Origin of the sequence: Crossiella sp. CA198 (assembly GCF_052078295.1) — a bacterium.
Lineage (GTDB): Bacteria > Actinomycetota > Actinomycetes > Mycobacteriales > Pseudonocardiaceae > Crossiella.
Genome location: NZ_JBQJIM010000013.1, coordinates 70,265 through 92,228, shown reverse-complemented (window position 1 = coordinate 92,228; position 21,964 = coordinate 70,265). Strand labels below are relative to the sequence as shown.

Annotated in this window: 24 protein-coding genes; 11 read left to right on the top strand and 13 right to left on the bottom strand. The window is 67.8% G+C overall.

The window, feature by feature from the left end; genetic code table 11:
• Positions 1–5 precede the first annotated feature (5 nt).
• The 9 genes from ACTOWY_RS22355 to ACTOWY_RS22315 form a co-directional block, all read right to left on the bottom strand.
• On the bottom strand, positions 6–767 hold the full coding sequence (locus tag ACTOWY_RS22355; RefSeq protein ID WP_441311606.1) for an ESX secretion-associated protein EspG: 762 nt from the start codon (positions 765–767) through the stop codon (positions 6–8).
• The gene (locus ACTOWY_RS22350; protein WP_441311605.1) at positions 764–1,945 is read right to left on the bottom strand and encodes a PPE domain-containing protein; all 1,182 of its coding nucleotides are present in this window, start codon (positions 1,943–1,945) and stop codon (positions 764–766) included. Before ACTOWY_RS22350 ends, ACTOWY_RS22355 begins: the two co-directional genes overlap by 4 nt.
• Before the next feature lie 26 nt (positions 1,946–1,971).
• Positions 1,972–2,562, bottom strand: a complete 591-nt coding sequence (locus ACTOWY_RS22345) for a DUF3558 domain-containing protein (RefSeq protein ID WP_441311604.1) — start codon at positions 2,560–2,562, stop codon at positions 1,972–1,974.
• Positions 2,555–2,932, bottom strand: a complete 378-nt coding sequence (locus tag ACTOWY_RS22340; protein ID WP_441311603.1) for a hypothetical protein — start codon at positions 2,930–2,932, stop codon at positions 2,555–2,557. The genes ACTOWY_RS22345 and ACTOWY_RS22340 overlap by 8 nt, the downstream gene beginning before the upstream one ends.
• A 100-nt stretch (positions 2,933–3,032) precedes the next feature.
• Positions 3,033–3,326: a hypothetical protein gene (locus ACTOWY_RS22335; RefSeq protein ID WP_441311602.1), complete on the bottom strand. Its 294-nt coding sequence runs from the start codon at positions 3,324–3,326 to the stop codon at positions 3,033–3,035.
• 164 nt (positions 3,327–3,490) lie between these two features.
• A complete protein-coding gene (locus ACTOWY_RS22330; RefSeq protein WP_441311601.1) occupies positions 3,491–3,904 on the bottom strand; it encodes a hypothetical protein in 414 nt (137 codons plus the stop codon).
• Positions 3,901–4,731 carry a hypothetical protein gene (locus ACTOWY_RS22325; protein ID WP_441311600.1) on the bottom strand — a complete coding sequence of 277 codons (831 nt, stop codon included), beginning with the start codon at positions 4,729–4,731 and terminating at the stop codon, positions 3,901–3,903. Before ACTOWY_RS22325 ends, ACTOWY_RS22330 begins: the two co-directional genes overlap by 4 nt.
• A complete protein-coding gene (locus ACTOWY_RS22320; protein ID WP_441311599.1) occupies positions 4,728–5,177 on the bottom strand; it encodes an RNA polymerase-binding protein RbpA in 450 nt (149 codons plus the stop codon). Before ACTOWY_RS22320 ends, ACTOWY_RS22325 begins: the two co-directional genes overlap by 4 nt.
• Before the next feature lie 283 nt (positions 5,178–5,460).
• Positions 5,461–6,129: a hypothetical protein gene (locus ACTOWY_RS22315; RefSeq protein ID WP_441311598.1), complete on the bottom strand. Its 669-nt coding sequence runs from the start codon at positions 6,127–6,129 to the stop codon at positions 5,461–5,463.
• A gap of 804 nt (positions 6,130–6,933) precedes the next feature.
• Here ACTOWY_RS22315 and ACTOWY_RS22310 point away from each other — a divergent pair.
• Complete coding sequence (locus ACTOWY_RS22310) at positions 6,934–7,791, top strand: helix-turn-helix domain-containing protein (protein ID WP_441311597.1); 858 nt, start codon at positions 6,934–6,936, stop codon at positions 7,789–7,791.
• Positions 7,788–7,973: a DUF397 domain-containing protein gene (locus tag ACTOWY_RS22305; protein ID WP_441311596.1), complete on the top strand. Its 186-nt coding sequence runs from the start codon at positions 7,788–7,790 to the stop codon at positions 7,971–7,973. The genes ACTOWY_RS22310 and ACTOWY_RS22305 overlap by 4 nt, the downstream gene beginning before the upstream one ends.
• A 76-nt stretch (positions 7,974–8,049) precedes the next feature.
• Here ACTOWY_RS22305 and ACTOWY_RS22300 read toward each other — a convergent pair whose 3' ends face one another.
• The 3 genes from ACTOWY_RS22300 to ACTOWY_RS22290 form a co-directional block, all read right to left on the bottom strand.
• Complete coding sequence (locus ACTOWY_RS22300; RefSeq protein WP_441311595.1) at positions 8,050–8,313, bottom strand: DUF397 domain-containing protein; 264 nt, start codon at positions 8,311–8,313, stop codon at positions 8,050–8,052.
• A 112-nt stretch (positions 8,314–8,425) separates the two neighbouring features.
• On the bottom strand, positions 8,426–9,256 hold the full coding sequence (locus ACTOWY_RS22295) for an NYN domain-containing protein (protein ID WP_441311594.1): 831 nt from the start codon (positions 9,254–9,256) through the stop codon (positions 8,426–8,428).
• A 442-nt stretch (positions 9,257–9,698) separates the two neighbouring features.
• Positions 9,699–10,784, bottom strand: coding sequence for a hypothetical protein (locus tag ACTOWY_RS22290; protein WP_441311593.1), 1,086 nt, complete (start codon positions 10,782–10,784; stop codon positions 9,699–9,701).
• A gap of 86 nt (positions 10,785–10,870) precedes the next feature.
• On the opposite strand from ACTOWY_RS22290, the gene ACTOWY_RS22285 reads away from it, so the two are divergent.
• From ACTOWY_RS22285 to ACTOWY_RS22245, 9 genes are all read left to right on the top strand, one after another.
• Complete coding sequence (locus ACTOWY_RS22285) at positions 10,871–11,611, top strand: ParA family protein (protein WP_441311592.1); 741 nt, start codon at positions 10,871–10,873, stop codon at positions 11,609–11,611.
• Positions 11,608–12,621 (top strand): ParB/RepB/Spo0J family partition protein, encoded by a 1,014-nt coding sequence (locus ACTOWY_RS22280; protein ID WP_441311591.1) that lies wholly within the window; start codon positions 11,608–11,610, stop codon positions 12,619–12,621. Before ACTOWY_RS22285 ends, ACTOWY_RS22280 begins: the two co-directional genes overlap by 4 nt.
• A gap of 334 nt (positions 12,622–12,955) precedes the next feature.
• Positions 12,956–13,735: a Crp/Fnr family transcriptional regulator gene (locus tag ACTOWY_RS22275; protein ID WP_441311590.1), complete on the top strand. Its 780-nt coding sequence runs from the start codon at positions 12,956–12,958 to the stop codon at positions 13,733–13,735.
• A gap of 125 nt (positions 13,736–13,860) precedes the next feature.
• On the top strand, positions 13,861–14,574 hold the full coding sequence (locus ACTOWY_RS22270) for a Crp/Fnr family transcriptional regulator (RefSeq protein WP_441311589.1): 714 nt from the start codon (positions 13,861–13,863) through the stop codon (positions 14,572–14,574).
• A 162-nt stretch (positions 14,575–14,736) separates the two neighbouring features.
• Positions 14,737–15,312 (top strand): hypothetical protein, encoded by a 576-nt coding sequence (locus ACTOWY_RS22265; RefSeq protein WP_441311588.1) that lies wholly within the window; start codon positions 14,737–14,739, stop codon positions 15,310–15,312.
• Between the two features lie 71 nt (positions 15,313–15,383).
• Positions 15,384–16,646 (top strand): hypothetical protein, encoded by a 1,263-nt coding sequence (locus tag ACTOWY_RS22260; RefSeq protein WP_441311587.1) that lies wholly within the window; start codon positions 15,384–15,386, stop codon positions 16,644–16,646.
• Between the two features lie 50 nt (positions 16,647–16,696).
• Positions 16,697–16,873, top strand: a complete 177-nt coding sequence (locus ACTOWY_RS22255; RefSeq protein WP_441311586.1) for a hypothetical protein — start codon at positions 16,697–16,699, stop codon at positions 16,871–16,873.
• A complete protein-coding gene (locus ACTOWY_RS22250) occupies positions 16,870–17,433 on the top strand; it encodes a hypothetical protein (RefSeq protein ID WP_441311585.1) in 564 nt (187 codons plus the stop codon). The genes ACTOWY_RS22255 and ACTOWY_RS22250 overlap by 4 nt, the downstream gene beginning before the upstream one ends.
• 11 nt (positions 17,434–17,444) lie before the next feature.
• Positions 17,445–21,215, top strand: coding sequence for a serine-rich protein (locus tag ACTOWY_RS22245; RefSeq protein WP_441311584.1), 3,771 nt, complete (start codon positions 17,445–17,447; stop codon positions 21,213–21,215).
• A 97-nt stretch (positions 21,216–21,312) separates the two neighbouring features.
• Here the strand turns inward: ACTOWY_RS22245 and ACTOWY_RS22240 are convergent, their stop codons facing one another.
• Entirely contained in the window at positions 21,313–21,804 is a 492-nt protein-coding gene (locus ACTOWY_RS22240) for a hypothetical protein (RefSeq protein ID WP_441311583.1), read from the bottom strand.
• Positions 21,805–21,964: the final 160 nt, after the last annotated feature.

Genomic DNA, 21,964 nt, shown 5'->3' with positions numbered 1-21,964 from the left:
GGGCCTCACTGGTCGCCGAGCAGCCTCTTGAGCTGAGCGGTGAGCTGCGCCGGCCCGCCCGGGGTGACGGTCAGCCAGCCGTTGTTGCGCAGGTGCAGGAATTGGCCTTCCCGATTGGTGTGCCAGCCCACCGCCGTGTCCATCCGGCGCAACGTCCCGTCCCGATCGCAGCGGATGGCGGTGAACTGGCCCATCGCGTGCGCCTCACTCCAGGCGTGTGTGAGCGCGCGAGCCTGATCGGCCCGCTCACCCAGGTTCACCAGCTCGTGCGCCAGGGCCCGCACGTCGGTGCCTGCGCGGCCGGCCGCGGCCTCCAGCACGCGTTCCTGGATGTTGGCCGAGGCCACCCGCGGTGTCCGGGCGTCCCCGGTCAGCGCGACGAGCTGGCCGATCACCGCGTGATCCGGCATCGGCCACAACCCGATCCGGTCGGACTCCAGCACGGCCAACACCGCCCAGTCCCCGGACACGGCGCCCCGCACGTAGCGAGTGCGGGAGTCGGCGAACACCCGGGCGTCGACGGCCCACCGGAACCGGGCCAGCGTCGTCAACGCCTCCACCAGCTCCGGCACCAGCCCCCGGCGGTCTGCCAGGCCACGCGCCGTGAGGTCCGTGATCACCCCGTCGAGGATCTGCCGCCGTTCCGCCCAGGTGGCACCCGCGCTGGGAACGTCCAGCACGTAGGGCAGCTCGCCGAGCTGGAGGTGTTCCCAGCACGCCTCGAACTCGACCGCGGACAGTTCCTGGACGGTGGTCGCCCGGCTCACCCCGGTCCCTCGCCGAGCACCGGCGGAGCAGCCCGGCGCTCGTCGGCGAACAGGTCGTCGTCCTTGACCCAGAACTCGTTGACCCGCTCCACGTCGTCCTCGCCTCGCCCGGCGGCGGGCGCGGCCGGTTGGGTGAAGCCATGCCCCGCGGCACCAGGTCGACCGGCCGCGCCTGGTGTAGGAGTGGGGCGAGCTGCGCCAGGCTGGTTGCCCACACCCGGAGTGGGACCCGAGCCACGGCCGAGGGTTCCGCTGCCGGAACTGCCAGGTCCGCCGCCCGAGCCGGTGGGACCGAACCCACCCACAACACCGCCAGCAAAGCCGCCACCCGGTCCGCCGGGCAGGCCACCAGGCCCGCCGGGAACGTTGGGGCCGCCGATTGGGCCAGGGGATGTGGGTGGCTGTCCGGGGTTGAACAGACTTGGGTCGATCTGGTCGTTCGGCCGCGGTTCAGGCGGCAGTGGTTCCTGCTGCGGAAGCTGCGGATCGTGGGGGCGAGGCTGTCCCGGCTGTTGCTGGTGACCGGCCTGGCCCGGGTCGCGTTGCCGGATCGCGGGGTCTCGCCGTCGGCCGCCGGGCGGAACGATCGGGGGGTCCGCAGGTGGCGTTGGGGGTGGTTCCGGCGTGGCCGCCCCGGTCAGCTTCGGCGCCTCCGGCAACGGCTGGACCAAGGCCAGGTGCGACTCGGAAGACGACTTGTAGGCGTAGAGCGCCCGGTTGGCCGCGTTGTCGGCAGCCCGCTGCTTCTCGACTTCGCGGTCCATGTTGTTGGTCAACCCGATGAACGAGGTGAAGCCATCCTGCAGGGCGTCGCCGAAGGTGTATGTGACCGGCGGCTTCGGCGGCACCGCCGAGGTCACGGTGGACACCGCGTCGGCCTGCGCCTGCATCCGGCCTTGGGCCGTGGCCGCGGCGGTGCTGGAGTCACCGGCCCAGCTGGCGGCCCGGAACATCATCAACCCGGCCAGCGTCCCGGCCTCGGAATCCCACTCCGCCCCCAGCTTGGCAGCTGCGCGCCGAAGCCGGTCGTCGGCCTCGGTCAGGGCGTTGCCCAGCCGGGTCAGCCTGGCCTGCGCGCGGCTGAGTTCAACCGGCCCGTTGCCACCCTGCATCCAGCTGTGCTTCTTATCCAGCGGGACGCCCTCGAAACGATGGTCCCCGATCTGGTTGCTACTCATTTTCGTACTACCCCCTGTAACCCCGTTCAGCTCCGCGCGGACAGCGTCTGCATGACCATCTCGGCCGCCACCCGTGTCTTCTCACAGGTCTGGTCGGTGGTGAACACCCCTTGCGTGACCGCTGTCCCCATCACGTCCAGGCTCTGGCCAGGCGCTACGTCGACCACGACATGGCAGGTTGGCGCGTTGTCGGTGACGCGGGTTTCCACCGCGCCGAATCCCGCGGCTGCGACCTGCTTGACCTTCACGTTCCGTTCGCCCTTGAGCCACACGTCAGCGCCCTCCTGCGGGACCAAGGCGACGCGGAAGGTGAACCGCGGTGCCTTCTCCGCCTTGCTGAAGGCGCAGCTCCGGTTGCCGTGATGGTCGACCTGATCGGGGCCAGACAAGCGGGGCTTCTCGTCGACTTCGAGTTGACGCTGTTGATCGGAAGTCAGCGCCTGACACGGGTCCAGACCGGCGACCGGGATGTCCTTTGGCCGCTGCGGCAGCGCGGCGGCCGACGTCGTGGCCGTGGTCGAGGACGGACCTGGCGTGGCGGTGCCAGTAGTGGTGCAGCCCGCGAGGAGCAGGCTGGCCACCAACATTGCGGCAGGCAGGAACGGACGGTCACGCATTCGGGGTCCCCTCAGTGCCAAGCGCTGTCTTGATCTCCGTATCGGTGTAGCCGTAGGTCGCGGCGGCGGCCTTCATCTGCTCCACCGCGTCACGCAAGGTGCCGACGTACTCAAGGCCTCGATTGATGTAGGAGTCCGGGGCTCCGATGAACCTCTCGTTGAGCGCCCGCGCCATGTCCTGGCTCACTGGGTCCAGGCGAGCGGGCTCCATCCGAATGTCCTTGGCACAGGCGGCAACCTCGTCCTCAAGCCACCGGGCGGTGTCCAGGGTTTCCCTGGCCATCTGGAGCACGTTTTCCTTGTTGACCTTGAAACCAGGTCCGCTGGCGCCCCCGGGCGGCATTGATCCGCCCCCATCGATCACGTGCACTGTCGTATCCCCTCGTACCCGTCCCCGTACTGCCAGTAACCGTACCCGGTACCGGTCGGCGAGTGAGGGGTTCCCTCCGAACGGAGGACGAACGAGAAGGTCACACCGCCGGGGGAATGGGCTCGTCCTGGCCAGGCCAGCCGCCGAACGCCTCGCGGGCGGCCAGGTAGCGCTGACAGCTGTCGAAGTAGGCCTGCACCGCGGCGTGCAGGTCCGCCGCCGACTCCAGGTCAGCCCGGGTGACCGTTTGCGGATCGCTGGGGTGGAAACGCAGTTCGACGCCAGCGGCCACGATGACCAGCACGGGAACGCCGTTGTCCGTGTGGGTGCTGACCTCGGTTTCGCTGGACAGGGGAAAGGACAGCACCTCGGCGGGCGCGCTGTGGTCACTCATGATCAATCATCTCCTCACGTGGTCGGAACAGCGGACCGGACGACCCGCCTCCGGTGCGGGCGAGACCGGGCGCAGACCGGCCAGCGCGTGCTCGCCCGTGTGCTCTTGCCCGTCGGGCCGTTCTGCAGGAGCGCCCCAACCCAGGCCGCTCCTGCAGCTTGGTTTCACTTCGCGCCGCGGTCAGCGCTTGCGGCGTCCTTGCCGCCTTGCGACTCCGCGCCCGGGACCAGCGACCGAGCCGCGGATGGCGGCTCATCCGGGAACATCGCGTTCAGTTCGATCGCCTCGGCCTGAACCTTCGCTCCGTACGCCTCCAGAGCGTCCCCGTGCTCGTTCAGTGCCTGCGGAAGCCTGGTCAGGCAGTACCCAATCCGCTCGGCCTGCTCAACTGACGGCACACCGTCGGCAGTCATCAGCAGCAGTTTCTCCAGCGGGACGAACAGCCCGGCGAGCCTGTGCCGGGCGTCGGCCAGCTTCGCCTCCTCCGGTGACCCGCGGAGCGCGACCATGGCGTAGCCGAACATGACGTTCAGCAGAACCCGATCCTTCTCGGGCAGGTCGGCGAAGTGCCCGCTCATTCCGGCCGGCCTTCCTCAACGCCGTCCGGGGCTCCGCCGGCCTCGGACACGCCGCTGGCAGCGGCCAGCCGTGCACGTCCCGGCGCTCTGGCTTTCAGGTACCTGCTCACCGACTCACCTGCCTCGGTCACTCCCGCCAGCAACTCCGCCAACTTGGGGTCCTCGCCCACCGGCGCAGGCAGCCCCGGCGCTTCGGGGCGGGCATGGCGCCGGACCTGCTCGTCCAAGATCCGAACCTGGTCTTCGACGTGCCAGACCGACACGGCCAGACTGCGCAAACACTCCGAGAGGAAGCTCGCCGCATCCGCGAGGTTGTCGCAGACCTCCTCGTACCCCTCCTGGTAGGCGAACAGCCCGTCCAACGCCGCCCACCACGTCACGAACCTGCCCCACATCGAGGCCACCGGATCGACCTGTGCCAGCAGCGCGGCCTGCACGGCGCGCGCCTCGGCGACGTCTCCGGCAGCGGCACCGCGCGGCCCGGAGCCCTCGGAAGGTTGTGTCTCGGACGGGGCTGGGCCTGGCCCGTAGATGGTGCCGTAGCGCTCGGTGAGTTCAGCGTGCCGCTGATAGAAGTTGAGCGCCGCCACGGCATGCGCGCGGGCGAGGTCGGCGTGCGTCCGGAGTGCCTCCGCCAACTCCGCCGGGTCGGGACGCTGCGCGCGGCGCAGTTCCCGTAGCCGGACCTCGGCAGTGGTCAGCGCCATGGCGGCCTGCTGCACCAGGAACTCTTCCGGCTTGCCCCGCAATTCCTCGTCCGCGGAGACCATGGCCTCGACGCACACGGCCGGACTGAGATGGGTGGGCCATCCACCGAACTCGATCATGGTTTGTTCCGGTCGGCTGGGAAGGCGCGGACAGGTTTGCCGCGTAGTTCGGCCAGGCGGTACTGCACCAGCTTCTCCAACTCGGCGGGCGAGCGGCGCTCCAGGAGGTGTTCCCACGGGGTCTTGGGGGTCCAGTCCGGGTTGCCGCGCCGGGAAGAACGCCCGCTGCCCGCCTTCTGGTACTTCGCCAGCTGCGCCGGGTTCGAGGCCTTCTCGATCTCGGCCGCGGTCGGTGGCGGGTCGATGCGTTCAGCGGTGGTGCCGTGCGGGAGGCAGTCCCAGATCAACGGAATGTCGGTGGCCTCGGTCGACATCGGAACGACGACAACGCAGTCGGTGGCCGGGTGCGGGCAGAGGAAGCTCACCGGCATACGCGGGGCAAGGTCGTGGTCCCGGTCGACCTCGACCACCTGCGGTCCGGAATTGACTACGCGCAAGAACCTCACGTCGGGTCCTCAACTTCCCTGCGCGCGACGAAACGCTCCGCTTCCCGGTGCAATGCGGCGTTTCCCTCAAGAGTTCGGGGATCGAGGCGAGGCTGGAAACCAGTGCTGTCCTGCGTGGACGCGTCGGCTACGAGCCGGAGATGTCCCCGGCGTCCGGGTGGTTTGTCAGGCACAGCGCGGTCCTCCACATGGAGCTGATGATCAGGTAGAAGAGGTGTGGACCGGAGCAAGTCCGGAACTGTCCACGCTCCGGTGCGGGCCGGGCCCGCCGGATGCGATGTCGTCAGCACTGGCTGGCCTTGTCCCCGCCCGGCCCGGAACCGTGGCGGGACGTGGCATCCGGCGCCGGAATCACCGACGGCACCGGCTGATCGTGTGGGCTGCCAAGCGGTCCGTGCCGCTCGGCGTACGCGGCGACCGCGGCTGACAGCACGGCAAAGCGCTTGAACAACATCGACGTCGCGGTCCCCACCAGGGACAGCACGCACACAGCGAACACCGCCTGCGTCACCACCGCCGGCCAGCCAAACCTGAGCTGGCACACCAGGAGCACGGTCAGCGCGAGCACCGAGCCGAGGTTGGCGGCAATGGCCCAGTTCGTTTCACGCTCCGCCTTGCGGAATGTCGAGCTTTCCGCGCGCAGGCTCATCACCTGGATGCGTTGGGACCGTGCGGAGTAGGCGGCGTGCAGGTCGAGGAGTGGGCGCAAGGCCGGCGGCGCGGAGTGGTCCGGCGGGTGCACGGCGTAGGGCTGGCCGGGTAGGAAACGCAGGCTGCGGACGAAGTCGCACAGGCAGTGTTCGCAGCAGCACGCCGCGGCCACGAAACCGTTGTCGGGCAACACTTCGTCGGCCAGGTGGTAGGTGTGTCGTCCATCCTGGCACCGTGCGCACCGCGCCGAGCGAGGCTGTTCACCGGTGCGGCCGCGCAGCACCGCAAGGATCTTGCGCATGGGATTACCCCGCTTCCTGGACGTCGGATTGGCCAACTCGGCGGACGGGGTCCTGTGCCGGGGAAGGAACCACCGCCAGGTGCCGGAGTGGCGAGAGGGGGCGGGGTGTCGGCGCGCCCGTTCCCTTGGAAGGGCACTGCGGGGCCGGGCACGGTTTCCAGTACGGCGAGATGTTGCAGTTGGCCATGACCTCACCCTTGTTGTTGCAGGTGAAGCACCTGCGCGGATCAGCCATCGCGATCGCGCCCCCGCCCGTGGCCCTTGCGGTACGCGAACGCGACCGCCAACAGCACCGCGCCAAGGGTCAGCGCGACGGTGCCGAGTACGACGTGCCGTTCGTCCATGCCTGCCCCTTCGATTGCTGGGGACGGCGGAACACGGGGCTCGCGCGCCCGTGCCCCGCCGCGTGCACTGGCGAGCGGACGGGGCAGCGATCACACGGCGGTCCCTGCTGCCCCGTCCGCCCTGGTGAGCACGACCACCCGGCGGTTGCTATCGGGGAATAGCTGATCCGCCGAACCGTCTCGGTGACGGTTCATGCGTGGCGGGCGACCGTGCTCGCCTTCGGGGGTGGACAGGGTTGCCCTGCCACGGAACAAGCCCTGCCCACCCGTGCTGAGCCCGGACGCGGGCATGGCGTACTGCCGCTACCCGACTTGCCTGCGGCACTCCTTCTGCAGGAGCCGCGTCCGTACCAGCAAGCCGACGGTAACAGGTGAATATGCACTTTGACCGCTACCGATAGAGTGAATATTCACTCGACGTCAGGCGATAGTGTTGGCTCACCCAGGCGGAAGAGGACCCATGGCTACGACCCCGACCAGGCGCAAGCGCCGACTCGGCCAGTTCCTGTACGAGCTGCGCAAGCGCGCCGGCAAGAACGAACAGGACTTCACCAGCCTGACGCGCAAGTCCCAGGCCACGCTGTCCCGCATCGAGTCCGGCCGGACGCTACCTGGCTGGACGATGCTCGGCGCGATGCTGACCTTCTACGGCGCCACCGCCGAAGAGCGCAGCGAGGGTGAGTCGCTGTGGATCGAAGCGCAGCAGGACAGCAAGCGGATGGAACACGCCGGTGTCTACAACCCGAAGGCACGCGGTTTCATCCGCGGCGAGAGTGACGCCTCCGCTGAGCAGACGGTCGCCCCGCTGGTGATCCCGGGCGTGCTTCAGACGTTGGAGTACGCCCTCGCGCTGTACGCCGCGGCGCACCGATTCGTCACCCAGCCGTCCACTGACCGCGTGGTCGCCGCCCACGCCGCGCGGAGCCAGTTGCTTCGAGGTCCGAATGCGCTCAGCCTGCACGCACTCCTCGACGAGGCGTGCATCCGGCGCGTTGTCGGCGGCCCCGAGGTCATGGCCGCTCAACTGCGGTACTTGCTGAAACTTGGCGCACAGCCCAACGTCGACCTGCAGCTGATCCCCTTCGCGGCTGGGGCCTACGGCACGATGTCCGGCTCGATCATCCTTGGCTACGAGGACGACCAGGATCCCGACGCCGTCTATCTCGAAATCACTGGTGGCGGCGTGTGGGTGGAGAATGAGGTGGATGTCCGGAAGTACACATCGTCCTTCGCGGACATCGCGGAGAAGGCTGCGCTGCCGCCCGACAGAACAGCCGAAGTGATCAGCGAACAGGCTGCCAACCTGGAGAAGACATGACCCGAAAGACATGGCGTACCAGCAGTTACAGTCAACCGTCGAACGCGTGCGTCGAAGTAGCGACCAGTCCCACAACGGTGCACATCCGCGACACGAAGAACCGCGGCGGCGGCGAGCTGGCGTTTGCCGCCTCGGCCTTCAAGAGCTTCCTCGTCAAGTTCGCGAACAGCGAACATCGGTAGCCCGTACCAAGAACAGCTCGCGGGGCACCTGGTTATCCGGGTGCCCCGCTTGTTGTGCGCCCGGCGTGCCCAGCGTTCACCAAGGCTCGCCGAACTCGCCATCCCTTGCCCCGGCAAGGAAGGCGTCCCACTCACTGGTGGTGAAGACGAGGATCGGCCCGTCGGGTTGTGCGCTGTTCCGCATGCCGATGTAGGTGGTACCACCGGAGTCCACGAAGGCGATCTCGACCTTGCCGGTTCCCTCGGGATCGTCGCCGCTGAGCCAGGTGGAAGAGGAGAAGTCGAGCGAATCCCGGACGGCGGCCTTGTCGTCGTAGACCGGAACCCTGCTCTGATCCACCACACTCACCTCCGCCGGAAAGCCATCCGCCCGCGCCATTCGGTTGCCAGGCAAGGCAAAGCATACGTCGACAACCAGGCGGCGCGGTCGCCGACCGGTTGAGCAGGCGGACTCAGTGGTCCGCTTGCCTCGGCACGGTGCTGGCCGGGGCGGTCAGGATCAAGGTGATGTCGGAGCCAGAACGGCCGGCCACGGCCACCAAGGGGCAGGCGTCCAGGAAATCGCGGAAGCGGCGATAGCCGTAGTTGGCCTCATCGAAGGCTGGATCCAGGCTCCGCATACGGAGTTTGACCGCCGCTGCGGTCGGGGTGTCCGCCGGGACTTGCTCAATCGCCCGCACCAGCAGGGCATGCGCGGCGGCAAGGTCGAACACCGCGGGCGCCGACGGCGTTGTGGCTGCACCGGACGTGCCGACGGGGTCGGCCTGGCGGACCAGGGTGGGCCAGAATTTGTACTGAGAGCACACCGACACCAGCCGGGAACTGGCCGAGGTCTCGGTGCCCACACCGACGACGTGCTTGCCGAACTCTCGCAGCCGCTGCACCAGCGGGGTGAAGTCGGAATCACCGGTGATCAAGATGAACACCCCGATCTCGGGATGAGTGATCAGGGTCTCCATGGCGTCGACGGCCAGGCGGATGTCCGCGGCGTTCTTGTGACTGCCCGGGGTGAAGCGACCCATCTGCACCAGGTCCACGCCGTTGGTGGCCAGTGCCTTCTCGTAACGACCGAAGCGCACGTCGCGCCAGTCCGCGTAGGCGCGGCGAATCGAGGCGTTGCCGAACCCCCGGCACAACCATCGCAGTGCGGTGTCCGGGATCGGCTCCGGCCCAGGACCGCCAGCGCCGACACCCGCGCCGAGCACGAGGTTCTCGAAGTCCAGGAACACCGCGACCGCGCCGTCGGTCTCCCGGTAAGGCACCGGGTCGCCGGTTCGAGCCACCTCATCAACCACGTTCCGGATGTTCAACCTCCTCGTTCGGCGTAGCTGTCCATGCTGGCACCGGCCGGTGCCGCACCGGGGGATGCCACCGGTGGGTCAGCACGGCTCCCACGAGGCCGCGCCCGGCCAGAGGTGGACGGCGCCTGCACCGAGGCTCGCCGACATCAGCGATCAGGCTGGCCAGGGGGAACCTGGATCCGGCCGCCAGAACCACGTGCTCCACCACCCGTGGTCCGAGTATCGCCCCGCTGATTACCGAAAGTAGTCACGGGCGGGGGCGCGGCAAAATGCCGCGCCCCCGAAAAGCACGGCGACCAAGGCCGCCGAAAAAAAGATATGGGCCAAAGGCCCATATTACGATGAGTTTCACCAGCTCCAACTCGATCATTGACGCAGTTCAGGGCGCTGCTTCGACATTCATGCCTGGATAGTTCCGTAGTGGTCACCAGGGCGGTGGAATGGGCACCGCGTCGCCATCGATACCCCAGTCAAGGAGCTGACGAGGCAGGAGCACCGGGGTCGTGACCATGGCTTGGAAGCGATACGGGATCCCAGGCTCGGCGAGTGCGTCACTCAGCGCAGCCAGCCGTCCCGGAGTGCGGCGTGAGCACACCACGGCCACCTGCATCGTCTCGGCCGGGCAGAACTCGGCCAGCTGCCGCAACTGCCGGATGTGCCGGACCAGACCGTCGTAGCGCCCATGCCGTTCGGCCTCGATCACCAGCACCCGATCACCGTCCTCGCACCGGAATCCGACCGCTGCGTCGGGGACGATCCACCCCGGTCCGCCCAGCCCGGCCACGGGGCAGCGGCGGGCGATCCGGACCACGCCAACCAAGCCCGGACGCACCGCGAGGAGCCGACGGACCGTGTTGGTCAGCAGCCGATCGTGTTCCTCGTCCTGCTGACGCGGTCGGCGGGGCGAGGCCGTCCCAGTCGCGTGCGCGATTGAGCGAGCCGCTCGCCGGCCAAGTGAAGTCAGCAACCAACGCCCCGGAACTGGGGCGCCGTCGGTGAGCCAACCGGCGTTGCGCCACTCCTGGACCGCCGCCCGCACGTCCACGTCCCGGACCAAGCGGCTCCAGGACGCCGCCGCCTCGGCGGCCGAGCGGCACAGCGACGGGACCTCGGCCCAGCCGCGGACTGGCAGCGCAGCCGCCAAGGCCCGCCGGGCAACCTCGCTGTTCGACACCGTCCACGCCGGTGCACCCGCCGGGATCTCGCCGATCACCTCCAGGCCCTGCGGCGTGACCCGGACCGGCCGGGCCGGACGCCCCGGCGGTCGGTCGCGGACCAGCCATCCGATCCGGTACAGGCGCCGGACCAACCGGAGCGACGGAACCCTTGTTCCTGGACCTTGGCAGCGGTCAAGGCTGTCAAGCAGCGCGTCGTCGAGCCAGCCGAACTCGCCCAGCGCCCACCAGACCGGCCACCACTCGCCGCTGATGGCAGGCCGCGGTGCCGCTTCCACCAGCCCGAACCGGAGCGCGGTGCGCAGGGTCGCGCCGCGCCGGAGTGCTTCGCCCACGTCTTCGACAGTCGGGACTGCCGCGTTGGCCGCGGCAGTCCCGACCTCTCCAGGTGAGTCCGTGTCATCAAAGCCAAGGAGTCACCGTGAAGAACCCAAAGATCATCTTGATTGCGAAGTTCAAGGGCGGAGTGGGCGGGACCCACCTGTGCGCGTTGCTGGCCCACGGCCTGGCCGCCACCGAACCCACCCTGTTCGCCGATCTGGAACCGCAAGGAGACGGCGCCCAGATCTTGGCCGTGTCCACCCGGACAGCCGGGACCGTCAAGGACTTCCTGCTGGGCTCGCTGCCGCACCGCGAGGTGCTGTGCGAGGTGCCGACCTCCGCCCACTGCTACTACCTGGCACCCGATCGAGAACTCAACCGCCCCACCGGCCGGCCCCTCTTCGACCCGGACCGGATCCGGAAGGCCGCGGCAGGCGCCGGAATCCCCTGGGTGGTCGTTGACGCGGTCAAGCTGCCCGATCCACGAGCCCTCGACCTGCTCACACAGGCCGACCTCGTGTTGTGCGTCGTCGCCAACGCCTTCGGCGTACGTACCTTGCTCAGCGCCTACCAGCAGCTGACGCGGCTTGCCCGATGCGACGCCGTACACGTCGTGGTGAACCGGATCCGCAAGGACCGCAGCGAAATGATGCTGCTCAACCGCTTGATCGAGCACGAGGGCGCAGGGCGGCTCCAGCTCTGCCCCGTCCACATCGGACACGACGGGTGGGTCGCCAACGCGGTGCTCAACAGCCGCAGCCCCTTCGCCGTCGGCAACGCCCAGGCCACCCACCGCGCGTCGGCCGAACTGGCCGCGTGGGTCCGAGGCAGGCTGGCATGACCGACATGCTGAATGGCCTCGGCGCGGCTGACAACAGTTCGGCGCTAGGCGAGCTGGAAGACGGTGAACCGGAACGGGTCGCGGTTCCGATCCCGCTGTCCGCGATCACCCGGTGCGTGCAGGTGTGCGGTGTCGATGCCAAGCCGGAGGAGATCACCAGCCTGGCGGCCAACATCAAGGAATTCGGTCTGCTGCACCCCATCGAGGTCAACCCGAACGGCGACGACACCTACACCCTGATCAAAGGCAACAGCCGCAGGCTGGCCTTCCAGGAACTCGGACGGGAGACCATCCCCGCCTTCGTCGACGCCCGGACAGCCAACGACGAACTGATGGCCGTGTTCATCCGCGCCCAGGCGTCGGAGAACGCGCACCGCAAGCAGCTCACGATCCTGGAAACCCTCAACACCATAGGCAGGCTCGCCGACCCGCCGTGCTCGTGCAGCCGCAACGCGATCGGCCGGATCATGCGCCTGCCCGAAGCCACCCTGAAACGCTACTGGCGGGTGTACCGAACCGTGCGCGACCGCGGGATGAGCTGGCTGCCCGAGGTCGCCCAGTGGCTCAACACCCCGGCGGCCACCTGGGTGACGGCGAGCGCCTTCGCCCACGACCGCGAACTGGAACACCGCTTCGCCGAGACCGGCGAGCTGCCGAATCCGGCACCGACTCCACTCCCGGAGCCTGAACCAGAGCGCGAGCAGCCCGCCGGCGCCCCGCCCGCGGAAGCGAGGAAGGGGGGTCAATTGACCCCCCTCCACCCGCCCGCAGACAGTCCCGCGCCCGTCCGCGACGAGGTGGTGCCGGACAAGCCGCCGACTCCACCCGGTCGCCAGCTCTGGCGGCGCTTGTGTCGGAACCTTGAAGAACTGCACTCCGTTGTTGACGAGTTGACACCTGAACTCCGGCAGGAGATCGGGGCCGCACTTCAGGCCAGCGTCAAACGCGTCTTGCCCCAATCAGAGATTGAACCGTTGACACAAAAGGAAAAACGATGTTCGGAGTCCTAATTGGACTGATCATCCCTGGTGGCGCGCAGTGGCATGCCCACCGATTCTGGGCCGGCCTGCTGTTCCTGGGCTGCGCGGTCACCATCGCGCTGGTCGCCTTCCCTCGGTTCGGGTGGCCACCGCTGTTGATCGTTCCGCTCCTCGCTCTCGCCGAACAGTGGGCTTGGAGTCGTGGGCGAATCCAAGCAGGGCGCGGCCGTGTTACCTCCCCGCGTGTCCGCGACTGAACGCGGACCCGTACCCGCATACCTCCACAGCGTGCCCCGCGGCCCTCGGGTCGCTGCCCAATCCGCTTCCGGCCAGGGGAGCGTTCCACGATCGCGTCACAAAGGTGGTGGACATCCCTGGCAGCTTTGTGATCGCGGCCAGACCGCCACTCACGAAGCCCTGGCTCGCCGGGGAAACCATGCACGACAACAACACCCCGAACGAACCCGGCGGCCATGCGGTGCTGGGCGGATCACGCCTACTGCGCGGACTGTCCGCCAAGCAGGCACGGGCCTTCGCCGACGAACTGCCCCATACGCGGTTCCTGCCGGGAATCGTGATCCACCGGGAAGGCGATCCCCGTACCGACCTGCACGTGCTGTGCGACGGCAAGGTCAAGATCAGCCAGACGATTGGCGGTGACGTCCAGCAGTTGAAGGCTGTGGCCGGGCCGGGCGACCTGCTCGGCGGCGAGCCTTACCTCACGCCAGGTGTCCACACGACGACGGCGACCGCGGCGACCTTGGTCACCGTCGCCCGCATCTCCTGTGCGGCACTGGCTGATTGGGCCGGCCGCGAGCCCGCCATCAGCAGGGAGATCCAACATGATCACGCCGCCGCCATGGTCGCGGCCGAGCAACGACTCGCCGACCGCGTCTCGCTCAGTACCACAGGCAGGTTGGCAAAGTTGTTTCTCCTGCTGGCCCATCGTTTCGGCATTGCGGACAACGGGACGGTCAGGTTGAAGCACCACCTCGACCACACCGAACTCGGAGATCTGATCGGCGCCAGCCGCCAGGCTGTGCACGGAGCGCTGGCCGAGCTGACCCGCCTTGGGCTGCTCTCAACTCGCCGTCGCGGCGTAGTCCTGTTGGATTCCGAGGCATTGGCCCGCCGCATCCGCTGAACCCGGCCAACCCGCTCCACGCCAGGGGAGCAACCACGACCTCGTCCTGAAGGTGGTGAAGACCCCCTGGTGGCTCTATGGAACGGCACCGCCGTTCCATAGAGCCCTGGCGTGCCAGGGACAACATGAAGATCATCGACAACAGTGCGGCCGTGGCAACACCATTGAACTCCGAACTGGCCACTTCCTGCCTGTTCCGGCGACTTCGGCCGGAACAGGCGTCAGCACTACGGCGGGACATGTGGTTCCACACCTACGCACACGCCGAGCCGGTGTTCGGAGCCGGCGATGACGGCGACCGGCTGCAGATCATTCGCACGGGCAGGGTCAAGGTCAGTCGGCCGCTCGCCGACGGGACACCGTACCTGCTCACAGTGCTCGGTCCGGGCGACTTACTCGGCGTGCTGCCGGGCCTTGACACCGGCCCTCGCGAGGAAACCGCGATTGCGGTGACCCACGTGACAACCGGCAGTGTTCCCTATTCCGTGCTGCGGAAGTGGTGCATCGTCGTGCCCGCGATCGGCCTGGAACTGGCTCGTGAGCGCCAGGACCGCCTACGGGAACTTGAGCAGCGGCGGATCGACCAGGTACGTCTCGATGCCCCCGGCAGACTCGCCAAGCTGTTGCTGGGCTGGGCGGATCGCTTCGGAACCGCCGACGGTGATGCGATCACGGTCGATCACCGGCTCACCCAGCGTGAACTCGGTGAGTTGATCGGAACCAGCCGGGAGACTGTGTGCCTCGCCATGCGGCAGTTCGTCACCCGCGGCTGGATCCGAAACACCGACCGAGGAGTGCGGGTTCTGTACCGTGCGGAACTGGCACGGCGGGCACGCTGACGAACATCTGTCCATAGTGGACAAATGACTGAGGTCATGTTCACGAGGGTGCGGTTTGTGGGCATCGGAGCCGCCACCGGCGGCTCCGATGCCCCTCTCCCCGCGATGCGTTAGCTGAGCAGGATGTCCCCCTTTGACATCCGAGCCGACGAGGTAGTCCAGATGCCCACCGAGCCGCGACCACGTCGGGCCTGGTCGACGTTCCGTGCCCTGTGTTTCGCCGTGGCAGTCGCCGCCGCGGTCGGCGCGGTGGTCACCCGCGAACTCGACGGCCAGGCGCTCGTGCTGACCTCCCCGCAGTCCGGCAGCGCCGACTACATCAAGCGAATCGACGCCGTCGCCGAGGAGTTGCTGGGCAATGACACCGCGATGCGCGCCGTGCTCGGCCAGAACACCCGCAACCTCACCGCGGACCCGGTTCGCCGGTCGCTGGCCACGATGCGGCAACTGCTCGGCGCGACCGGCTCCGAGCTGACCAGGATGCGCGAGGAGAAGCGCGTCCCCGAGCCGTTCGGCGCCAGTCACGGCAAGCTCGCCACCGTCGTGGGCACGCTCAACCAGCACTACGAGGCGATGCAACGCGCCATCGCCGCCACCAACGCCGCCGACCAGCAACAGGCCCTGCTGGCCGCCCGCACCCTGGACACCCGCTACGCCGAGCTGCTCATGGACTACCTGCGCGACTACCAGCAACACCTCCGCATCGCGGGCTTCCGCCTGGACAAGGCACCCCGATGAACAGCGTCCCAGAACCCCCAGCCACCTTCCGGCACAACCCCGAATGCGTCGGGTGCCGTGACTACGCCCTGGTGCTCAATCGCGAGGTCCTCGCCCGCCGTGGCTTCTACGAGGCCAGCGTTTCCCATGCCGACGCGCTGGCCGCCTTCCGGCACGGCGTCATCGGCTACCTCAAGAGCCGCCACCCATTGCGCACCGAACGCCTCAAGAAGGACGGGTTTCCATTGGGCCCCAACACCACCGAGTCAACACTGCTCGCGGCCATGGCTCAGTGGGACCAGATGCGCGACGGCGAACTCCGCCACAGCGCCGAGCGCGCTGTCCAGGACGAGCTGACCGCGCTGCGCGCCCGCAACGCCGCGCTGGAAGCCGACCTGGCCAAGCACACCGAACAACGCAACGCCGACCAGGCGATCTACCTCGACCGGCTGCACCATTACGAGGAACAGGTGCAGAAGCTGACCGGCCAGCTCGGTGAATGCGCCAACGATCGCCGCGAACTCTCTCGCGGCGCGGTCCGGCTCGCCGACCACATCACGTCAGGCGACGGAGCGCTACCCACCTTGTTCCGCCGTCCGGACTGGTATCGCCGTTGGGCGGACATTGGCGTTGCGAAGCCACCGAAGAAGTCGACACCCGACATCCCTGCCGCGAAACCGAAACCCGCACCGCCCCTGACTGGCTCCCGTTGGCCGGAAGTGTCGCGGAGCTACCAGAAACGCTGGGGTGAAACAGTTCTACGAGATCTGTGGGGCGGTTCGCTCTGGACACGGTCACAGCTTGACCGGGACGGGATGACCGCGGAACGAAGTTGCCTGGTGGACAAGCTCGTCGAGCACCACCTCGTCACCCTGCATGACCCTGGACACGCCGAGGTGCTGACCGTCACTGACGAACTGGGCGCCTTCGCGACCGAGGTCGGCGCTCGACTCGGAAGCCGACGGCCGTCGGTTGCCCAGCGTGCACTTGACGCAATGAACCGGGCAAACGACGACCTCCGCCAGGCCGTTCTGCGTGTACTCGCACACGCTGGTCGTGATCACCACCTCCGCATCCATCCCGGCAGGCCAGACCAGGTGCCGCTGGTCAGCAGCCGACCCCTGACCGGTCCCAGGCTTCCGGCCCGCTGGTTGCTGCCCTGGCTGGCTGACCAACCGGAGCTGATGCGGGACCTGTTGGCCCGCGCCCGAGCCAAGGACGAGCAGTCCAGCCTGGTCGTGGCGGTGCATCGACGCGACGACGGCGCGGACGACGCGCTGTGGGGGCCACTCGTCAAGTCCGCCGGCTACGACCCGGCCGAGGTCAAGCGGATCTGGTTGCCGCCCAACGGCTAGCCGCCGCGTTACCTGCCCGGCCGACAACACGGCTCACAACGGAGGCGTCGATGCAGGCCGTCCACACCCTTGGTGTGCTGATCCTCAATGGGCTGCTCGCTGCCCTGCTACTGGCGCTCAACCACATCACCATCGTGGTTCTCGCAGCGAGCTGCATCGTGCTCGCGCGGCTGGACATCCAGGCCGCACGCCGGGCCGCCACCAAGGTCACATCGAGACGGACATGACTACCCCACGCCGCCCCAGCTCCGAGCTTGCACTGCGCCTGCTCGGCCGAGCGTTGCGTTCGACCGCTCGTGGACCCCACCAGGTCAAAACCGCGGTCAACGTCCCAGCAACCTGGATCAAGCACCTGGTGCTCGGCGCGGTGGTGTGGGCGGTCTCGGCGTTCACCAGCTCGCCGGCCGTGCTGCACGTCGCGCTGTACCTGCTGATCACCGGCATCGCCGCCTCTTGCCTGCTGGTCAACGCCGCGGCGGAGATCCGCCACGAGACCCGCTGCTGGGTAGCTGTGCTCTGCGCCGGAACTACCGCGGTCAAGCTGACCCTGGCCGTGATCGCCGGATCCGGCCCACGCGGCGTCAGCGAGGCCTTCGGCGCGGAGTTCTCCACCACCGCCGGGAACCTGCTCGGCGGCCACCTGCCCTCGCTGTTCGTCTACGCCGTCATCGCGGTGCCCTTCGGCTGGAGCCTGTGGCTGGTGCAGAAATGGCGCCTCTACGGCCGGACCCACCGCTACGAATCCCTCGTCCGCCACGCCCGCCGACAAGACCACTTCCAACCCTGAAGGAGAAACCCGTGACACACACGATCCGTTCCGGCGACGCGCTCGCCGAGTTCCCCGACATGCAACTACACTCCGCCGATGCCGTCCCCGACCGCGGCGACCCGAACGCGATCCACTACCTCGATTACCGACTCAGCGTCCGCGACCACAGCGACCCCGACTGGCGTCCGCTGATCAAGTCGGTGCGGTTTCTGCGCATCGTGCGCATGCCGGTCCTCAACCCGATGCTGCGTAAACGCGCCAACGAGTACGACGACCAGCGTGACCTCGTCCGAGCCCTGTGGTCCCAACAAATCCACTACGTCTGCGTGCTTGGCGACACCGGCACCGAAGGACACGGCGTACTCAACCTCATGGGAGTCCAAGGCGTCGGCACCACCCACGCCGAAGCCCGCGCACAAGCCGACCAGCACTTCGCCGCACTGTCCGCACAACTGACCGGCACCTACCCCCAGATCCGCTTCCGGGCCCTGACACCGCCGGAAGCGGAATGGTTGCTGCACAAGCAACAGCAGTGGTCACACGTCCTGCCCATCCGCGGTATTCCCATGCCCCGCCGGGACGTCGGCGAGGACCTGCGCGTGCCGCTGGCCGGCACCCACGAGTCCGGTGGCGAGTTCGAGGAGGGCATCGAGGAACTGATCCGCGGCCTGCTCGGCGGCCCCGGCTACCTCCTGGTCCTCATGGCCAGCCCCGTGTCCCTCGACCAGGTCACCTCCCGGCTGTCCGCCGCCGCGGAACAGCTCTCCACGGTGGCCTCCCAGGTGCACGGGCAGCGCAGTATCTCCGCGGGGGTCGGGCTGCCGATGATGTTCTCCACCGCCACCGGGGACGCCTACGGCAACGCGCACAGCTTCGGCGTGAACTCCGGCAGCACCGACAGCCTCTCCGCCACCCAGGGCACCACCGCGTCCACCACCCAGGGCGTGTCCGAGGCGGTGACCAACACCCGCGGCACCACCCACACCGAGGGCACCGGGCTCACCGACACCCGCGGCACCAGCGAGGGCCTCACCCACAACAAAGGGCTCTCCGGCGGCCAATCCGACACCCAGGGCGTGTCCACCCAACAGTCCCAGGGCAGCACCCGCGGCGTCTCCACCGGCACCAGCGACCAGCTCTCCCACAGCCAGAGCAACACTATCGGCCAGTCCCAGCAACACAGTGTCGGCAGCACCGGAAGCCTGACCGGCACCCGCAGCGACTCCATCGCCACGGGCACCAACGACTCCTACGGCGAATCCACCGGCCACACCACCGGCACCGCCGAATCCCGCGGGAAAACCTGGGGCGAAGGAACCAGCCAACAGGTCAGCTCGGGGACGAGCGCCTCACACGGCGAGAGTTCCTCCCGAGGACTGGGCGGTTCCTTGATCGTCAGCGTGGACACCAGCTCCGGCACAAGCGACCAGATTGGCTACAACACGGGTCAAAGCCATGGAACCTCGACCAACGTCGGTGGCAGTCAGGGAGTGACCGCGTCGGAATCACAGAACCGCGGCACCAGCACATCCCACGGAACCAACACCTCCTACACCGGCGGGAACTCCCTGGCCGCCAGCCAAGGCTGGAGCACCGGCGTCTCCGAGGGAACCAGCCAGCAGATCGGCAACACCATCGGCCGCATCCAAGGCACCACCACCGGCCAGAGCCTGTCCACATCGGACACCACCTCAGCCGGGCAGAACGCCACCACCGGCACCAACCGAGGCTGGACCGAAGGCCTCGGCCAGAACACCGGCAGCCAGCAGTCCACCGCGGCCTCCCGCACCCAGAGCGTGGCCAACCAGGAGGCCACCACCCACCAGAGCGGCCGCAACCACAGCATCGCCAACGGCACCACCGACAGCCTGGGCCGCAGCCTCGGCGACACCTACGGCCGCTCCGACGCCCTCTCCAACTCCGCCGCCCGCAACTCCCAGGTCGCCGGCAGCCTCTCCTTCGTCCCCACCCTCGGCATGGGCGCCTCCCGCCAAACCCTCGACGCCATGGCCGATCAGGTCAGCAAGATCTACACCGCCCAACTCCACCGCCTCGCCCTCGGCCTGGAAGAAGGAATGTGGCTCTCCCAGGGCTACATGCTCCTCCCCGACGCAGCGACCGCCGCAGCCGCGGCCGGTCTGCTCACCTCCAGCTTCTGGGGAACAGGCAAGAAAACCCCCGTCCCCCAACCTTTCTGCGTATCCACCACCCTCACCGTCACCCAGGCCGACCACCTCATCGAGCACGCTCGCGCGTTCTCGCCGTGCGCCCACGCCGACAGCCGCCCCCAAGTCATCGAACCCCACTACTACGGCACCGCCTTGCTCTCCAACGAAGTCGCCGTGCTCACCACCCCGCCCCGCATCGACGTGCCCGGCATCGTGGCCGCCTCCGCCACCCGCCTGCCCACCCTGGTCTACCCCCAAGCCCGCAACGGCCCCATCCACCTCGGCCACGTCGTGGACACCCAACGCGCCGTCGTCTCCCGGGAGAAGTTCTCCCTGCTCGTCGACGACGTGCACAACGACCTGCTGCACCCGCTGATCACCGGCTCCACCGGCCGCGGCAAAACCGAAACTGGCCTCCGTTTGGCCCACGAATGGCTGCACACCACCCAAAGCATCCGCGCCATCGACCACACCACCGGCCTGCCCACCCTCCGCCAGGTCCACCGTGGTGTGCTCGCCTTGGACCGCAAGAGCGACTGGCGCCGCCTGGCCCACAGCCTCCCGCCGGAGCAGGCCGGCCGGTTCCGCTTCTACGACCTCAGCAGTGAACCCCCACCCGGCCACCGCCCGACCGTCACCGGCACCGGCCCCTACCTGCGCTACAACCTGCTGCGCATCCCACCCGGTGTGCGCCCCAACGTCTACCGCGACGCCATCTGCGACACCATGGCCAAAGTCGGCTCCCTCGGTCCCCGCGGCCGCGGCATCCTCTGGCAAGCCCTGCACACCCTCTGGTCGGCCACCCGCCCAGACCCGGACCGCGGCGACACCGCCACCGTCTACGAACGCCCCGCACTGTCCCGCTTCGTCGGCATGGCCGACCTCGCCGAATGGGTCGACAACCATTTGGAAGCCATCTCCCGCCGATCCACCACCAGCAAAGAACTGGTCACCGGCTACAACGTCATCCAAAACCGGCTGCAGTTCTTCCACCGCGACGTCTACGGCTCCGGCATCTACCTACCCGACCCATCCGGGGCGGCCACCAGCGCCACCATCGAGGTCAGCGACCTGATGGGCCGTGGAGACTGCGTCGTGCTGGAGGCCGCCCACCTCGACGCCCAGTCCGGCGCGCTGGTGCTGGCCGCGGTGTTCACCGCCGCCTTCGCCTACGCCCGCGACAACGTCGGCACACTCTCCGAAACCATGGTGGTGCTGGAGGAAGCCAACGACTACCTGCCGGATGCCCGCGACCAGCAGGACGTTTCCGGCGTCACCCAAACCGTCTTCGACCAGACCCTGTCCATGGGCCGCTCACTCCGGTTGGCGCTGATGCTGGTGGTGCAAAGCCCGGAAAAGCTGTCCCAGCAGGCCATCAACTGCGCCGGACTCGTAGCGGTCCACTCAGCAGACAGCTACGAATCCAAACAACGGATGATGGCCAAGCTGGGCAAGGACGGCCGCTACGACCACCGCGACCTCTCCCAGTTCCTCTCCGAGATCCCGACCGGCTGGGCGATCATCAAACCCCGCCCCACCCGGGACTGGATCGACGGTGCACCGGTGCTGATCGCCATCGACCCCGTGGACTTTCCTCGACCCAGTGACGCCGAACTCGGTATCACCTGCTAAGGATTGGAGTGAGTGCGATTCTTCTTATGGAGATACAGAGCCGGACGGTGCCCTGCCTGCGGAAATTGCGGGCAGGGCACTGCGGCGGCATGCACAATCAATGGTATTCAATCAGCCTGTCTGCATCGATGACGGCAGCAGGAGAGTGGTACATCGAGTACACGTCGCCAACAGATTTTTCTTCACTCTGCGCGAACTCGGGATCCCTGATTACGGAAATGCCGACATTCGCTTCAGGGATCCACAGATTTTCCAGCTCTGCAAGCTTCTCGTCGGCAACTCGATAGATGGACAGGCTGGCCTCAACCAGAGCGCTCGTCAGGTTCTTGGCAACAACGCGTTTCGGAAAGGCGCCGTACCTGGCTCGGACGACTTCCGGCAACGGCTGCCAGCCCTCGATCGCCATGTCAAGCTTGTGAACTTGAAGGATGACGAGATGGCAAGCCCAAAGTTCATTTTCGCGACTGAAGTCGGCAACGACAAACCCGAAATCGCGAGATAGGCTGGATTCGAAGAGTCTGTTCTCGTCGAACTCGTTCCCAAGTGCCGTCACCCACTCTTCAGGTCGCGAGCCGATGCCTGCACCCATTACGTCGCCTCTGTGGGCGACAAAGTGGGTGTAGAATTTCAGGTAGGATATCAGCCGGGTTCCTTTTGTGGCCACAGCTCAGGGTTTCCCGGGAATTGCCAACCGGGAAACCCTGAGCTGCTAGGGAAACTGAAAGCGAGTGAACTGATTCTCCGAGCTA

What these genes read in the sequence shown, in the direction of transcription:
- ACTOWY_RS22250 (WP_441311585.1), top strand. Translation starts at nt 16,870, where the DNA reads ATGACTACCCCACGCCGCCCCAGCTCCGAGCTTGCACTGCGCCTGCTC.
- ACTOWY_RS22305 (WP_441311596.1), top strand. Translation starts at nt 7,788, where the DNA reads ATGACCCGAAAGACATGGCGTACCAGCAGTTACAGTCAACCGTCGAAC.
- ACTOWY_RS22240 (WP_441311583.1), bottom strand. Translation starts at nt 21,804, where the DNA reads ATGGGTGCAGGCATCGGCTCGCGACCTGAAGAGTGGGTGACGGCACTT.
- ACTOWY_RS22280 (WP_441311591.1), top strand. Translation starts at nt 11,608, where the DNA reads ATGACCGACATGCTGAATGGCCTCGGCGCGGCTGACAACAGTTCGGCG.
- ACTOWY_RS22270 (WP_441311589.1), top strand. Translation starts at nt 13,861, where the DNA reads ATGAAGATCATCGACAACAGTGCGGCCGTGGCAACACCATTGAACTCC.
- ACTOWY_RS22350 (WP_441311605.1), bottom strand. Translation starts at nt 1,945, where the DNA reads ATGAGTAGCAACCAGATCGGGGACCATCGTTTCGAGGGCGTCCCGCTG.
- ACTOWY_RS22325 (WP_441311600.1), bottom strand. Translation starts at nt 4,731, where the DNA reads ATGATCGAGTTCGGTGGATGGCCCACCCATCTCAGTCCGGCCGTGTGC.
- ACTOWY_RS22255 (WP_441311586.1), top strand. Translation starts at nt 16,697, where the DNA reads ATGCAGGCCGTCCACACCCTTGGTGTGCTGATCCTCAATGGGCTGCTC.
- ACTOWY_RS22310 (WP_441311597.1), top strand. Translation starts at nt 6,934, where the DNA reads ATGGCTACGACCCCGACCAGGCGCAAGCGCCGACTCGGCCAGTTCCTG.
- ACTOWY_RS22345 (WP_441311604.1), bottom strand. Translation starts at nt 2,562, where the DNA reads ATGCGTGACCGTCCGTTCCTGCCTGCCGCAATGTTGGTGGCCAGCCTG.
- ACTOWY_RS22265 (WP_441311588.1), top strand. Translation starts at nt 14,737, where the DNA reads ATGCCCACCGAGCCGCGACCACGTCGGGCCTGGTCGACGTTCCGTGCC.
- ACTOWY_RS22315 (WP_441311598.1), bottom strand. Translation starts at nt 6,129, where the DNA reads ATGCGCAAGATCCTTGCGGTGCTGCGCGGCCGCACCGGTGAACAGCCT.
- ACTOWY_RS22330 (WP_441311601.1), bottom strand. Translation starts at nt 3,904, where the DNA reads ATGAGCGGGCACTTCGCCGACCTGCCCGAGAAGGATCGGGTTCTGCTG.
- ACTOWY_RS22335 (WP_441311602.1), bottom strand. Translation starts at nt 3,326, where the DNA reads ATGAGTGACCACAGCGCGCCCGCCGAGGTGCTGTCCTTTCCCCTGTCC.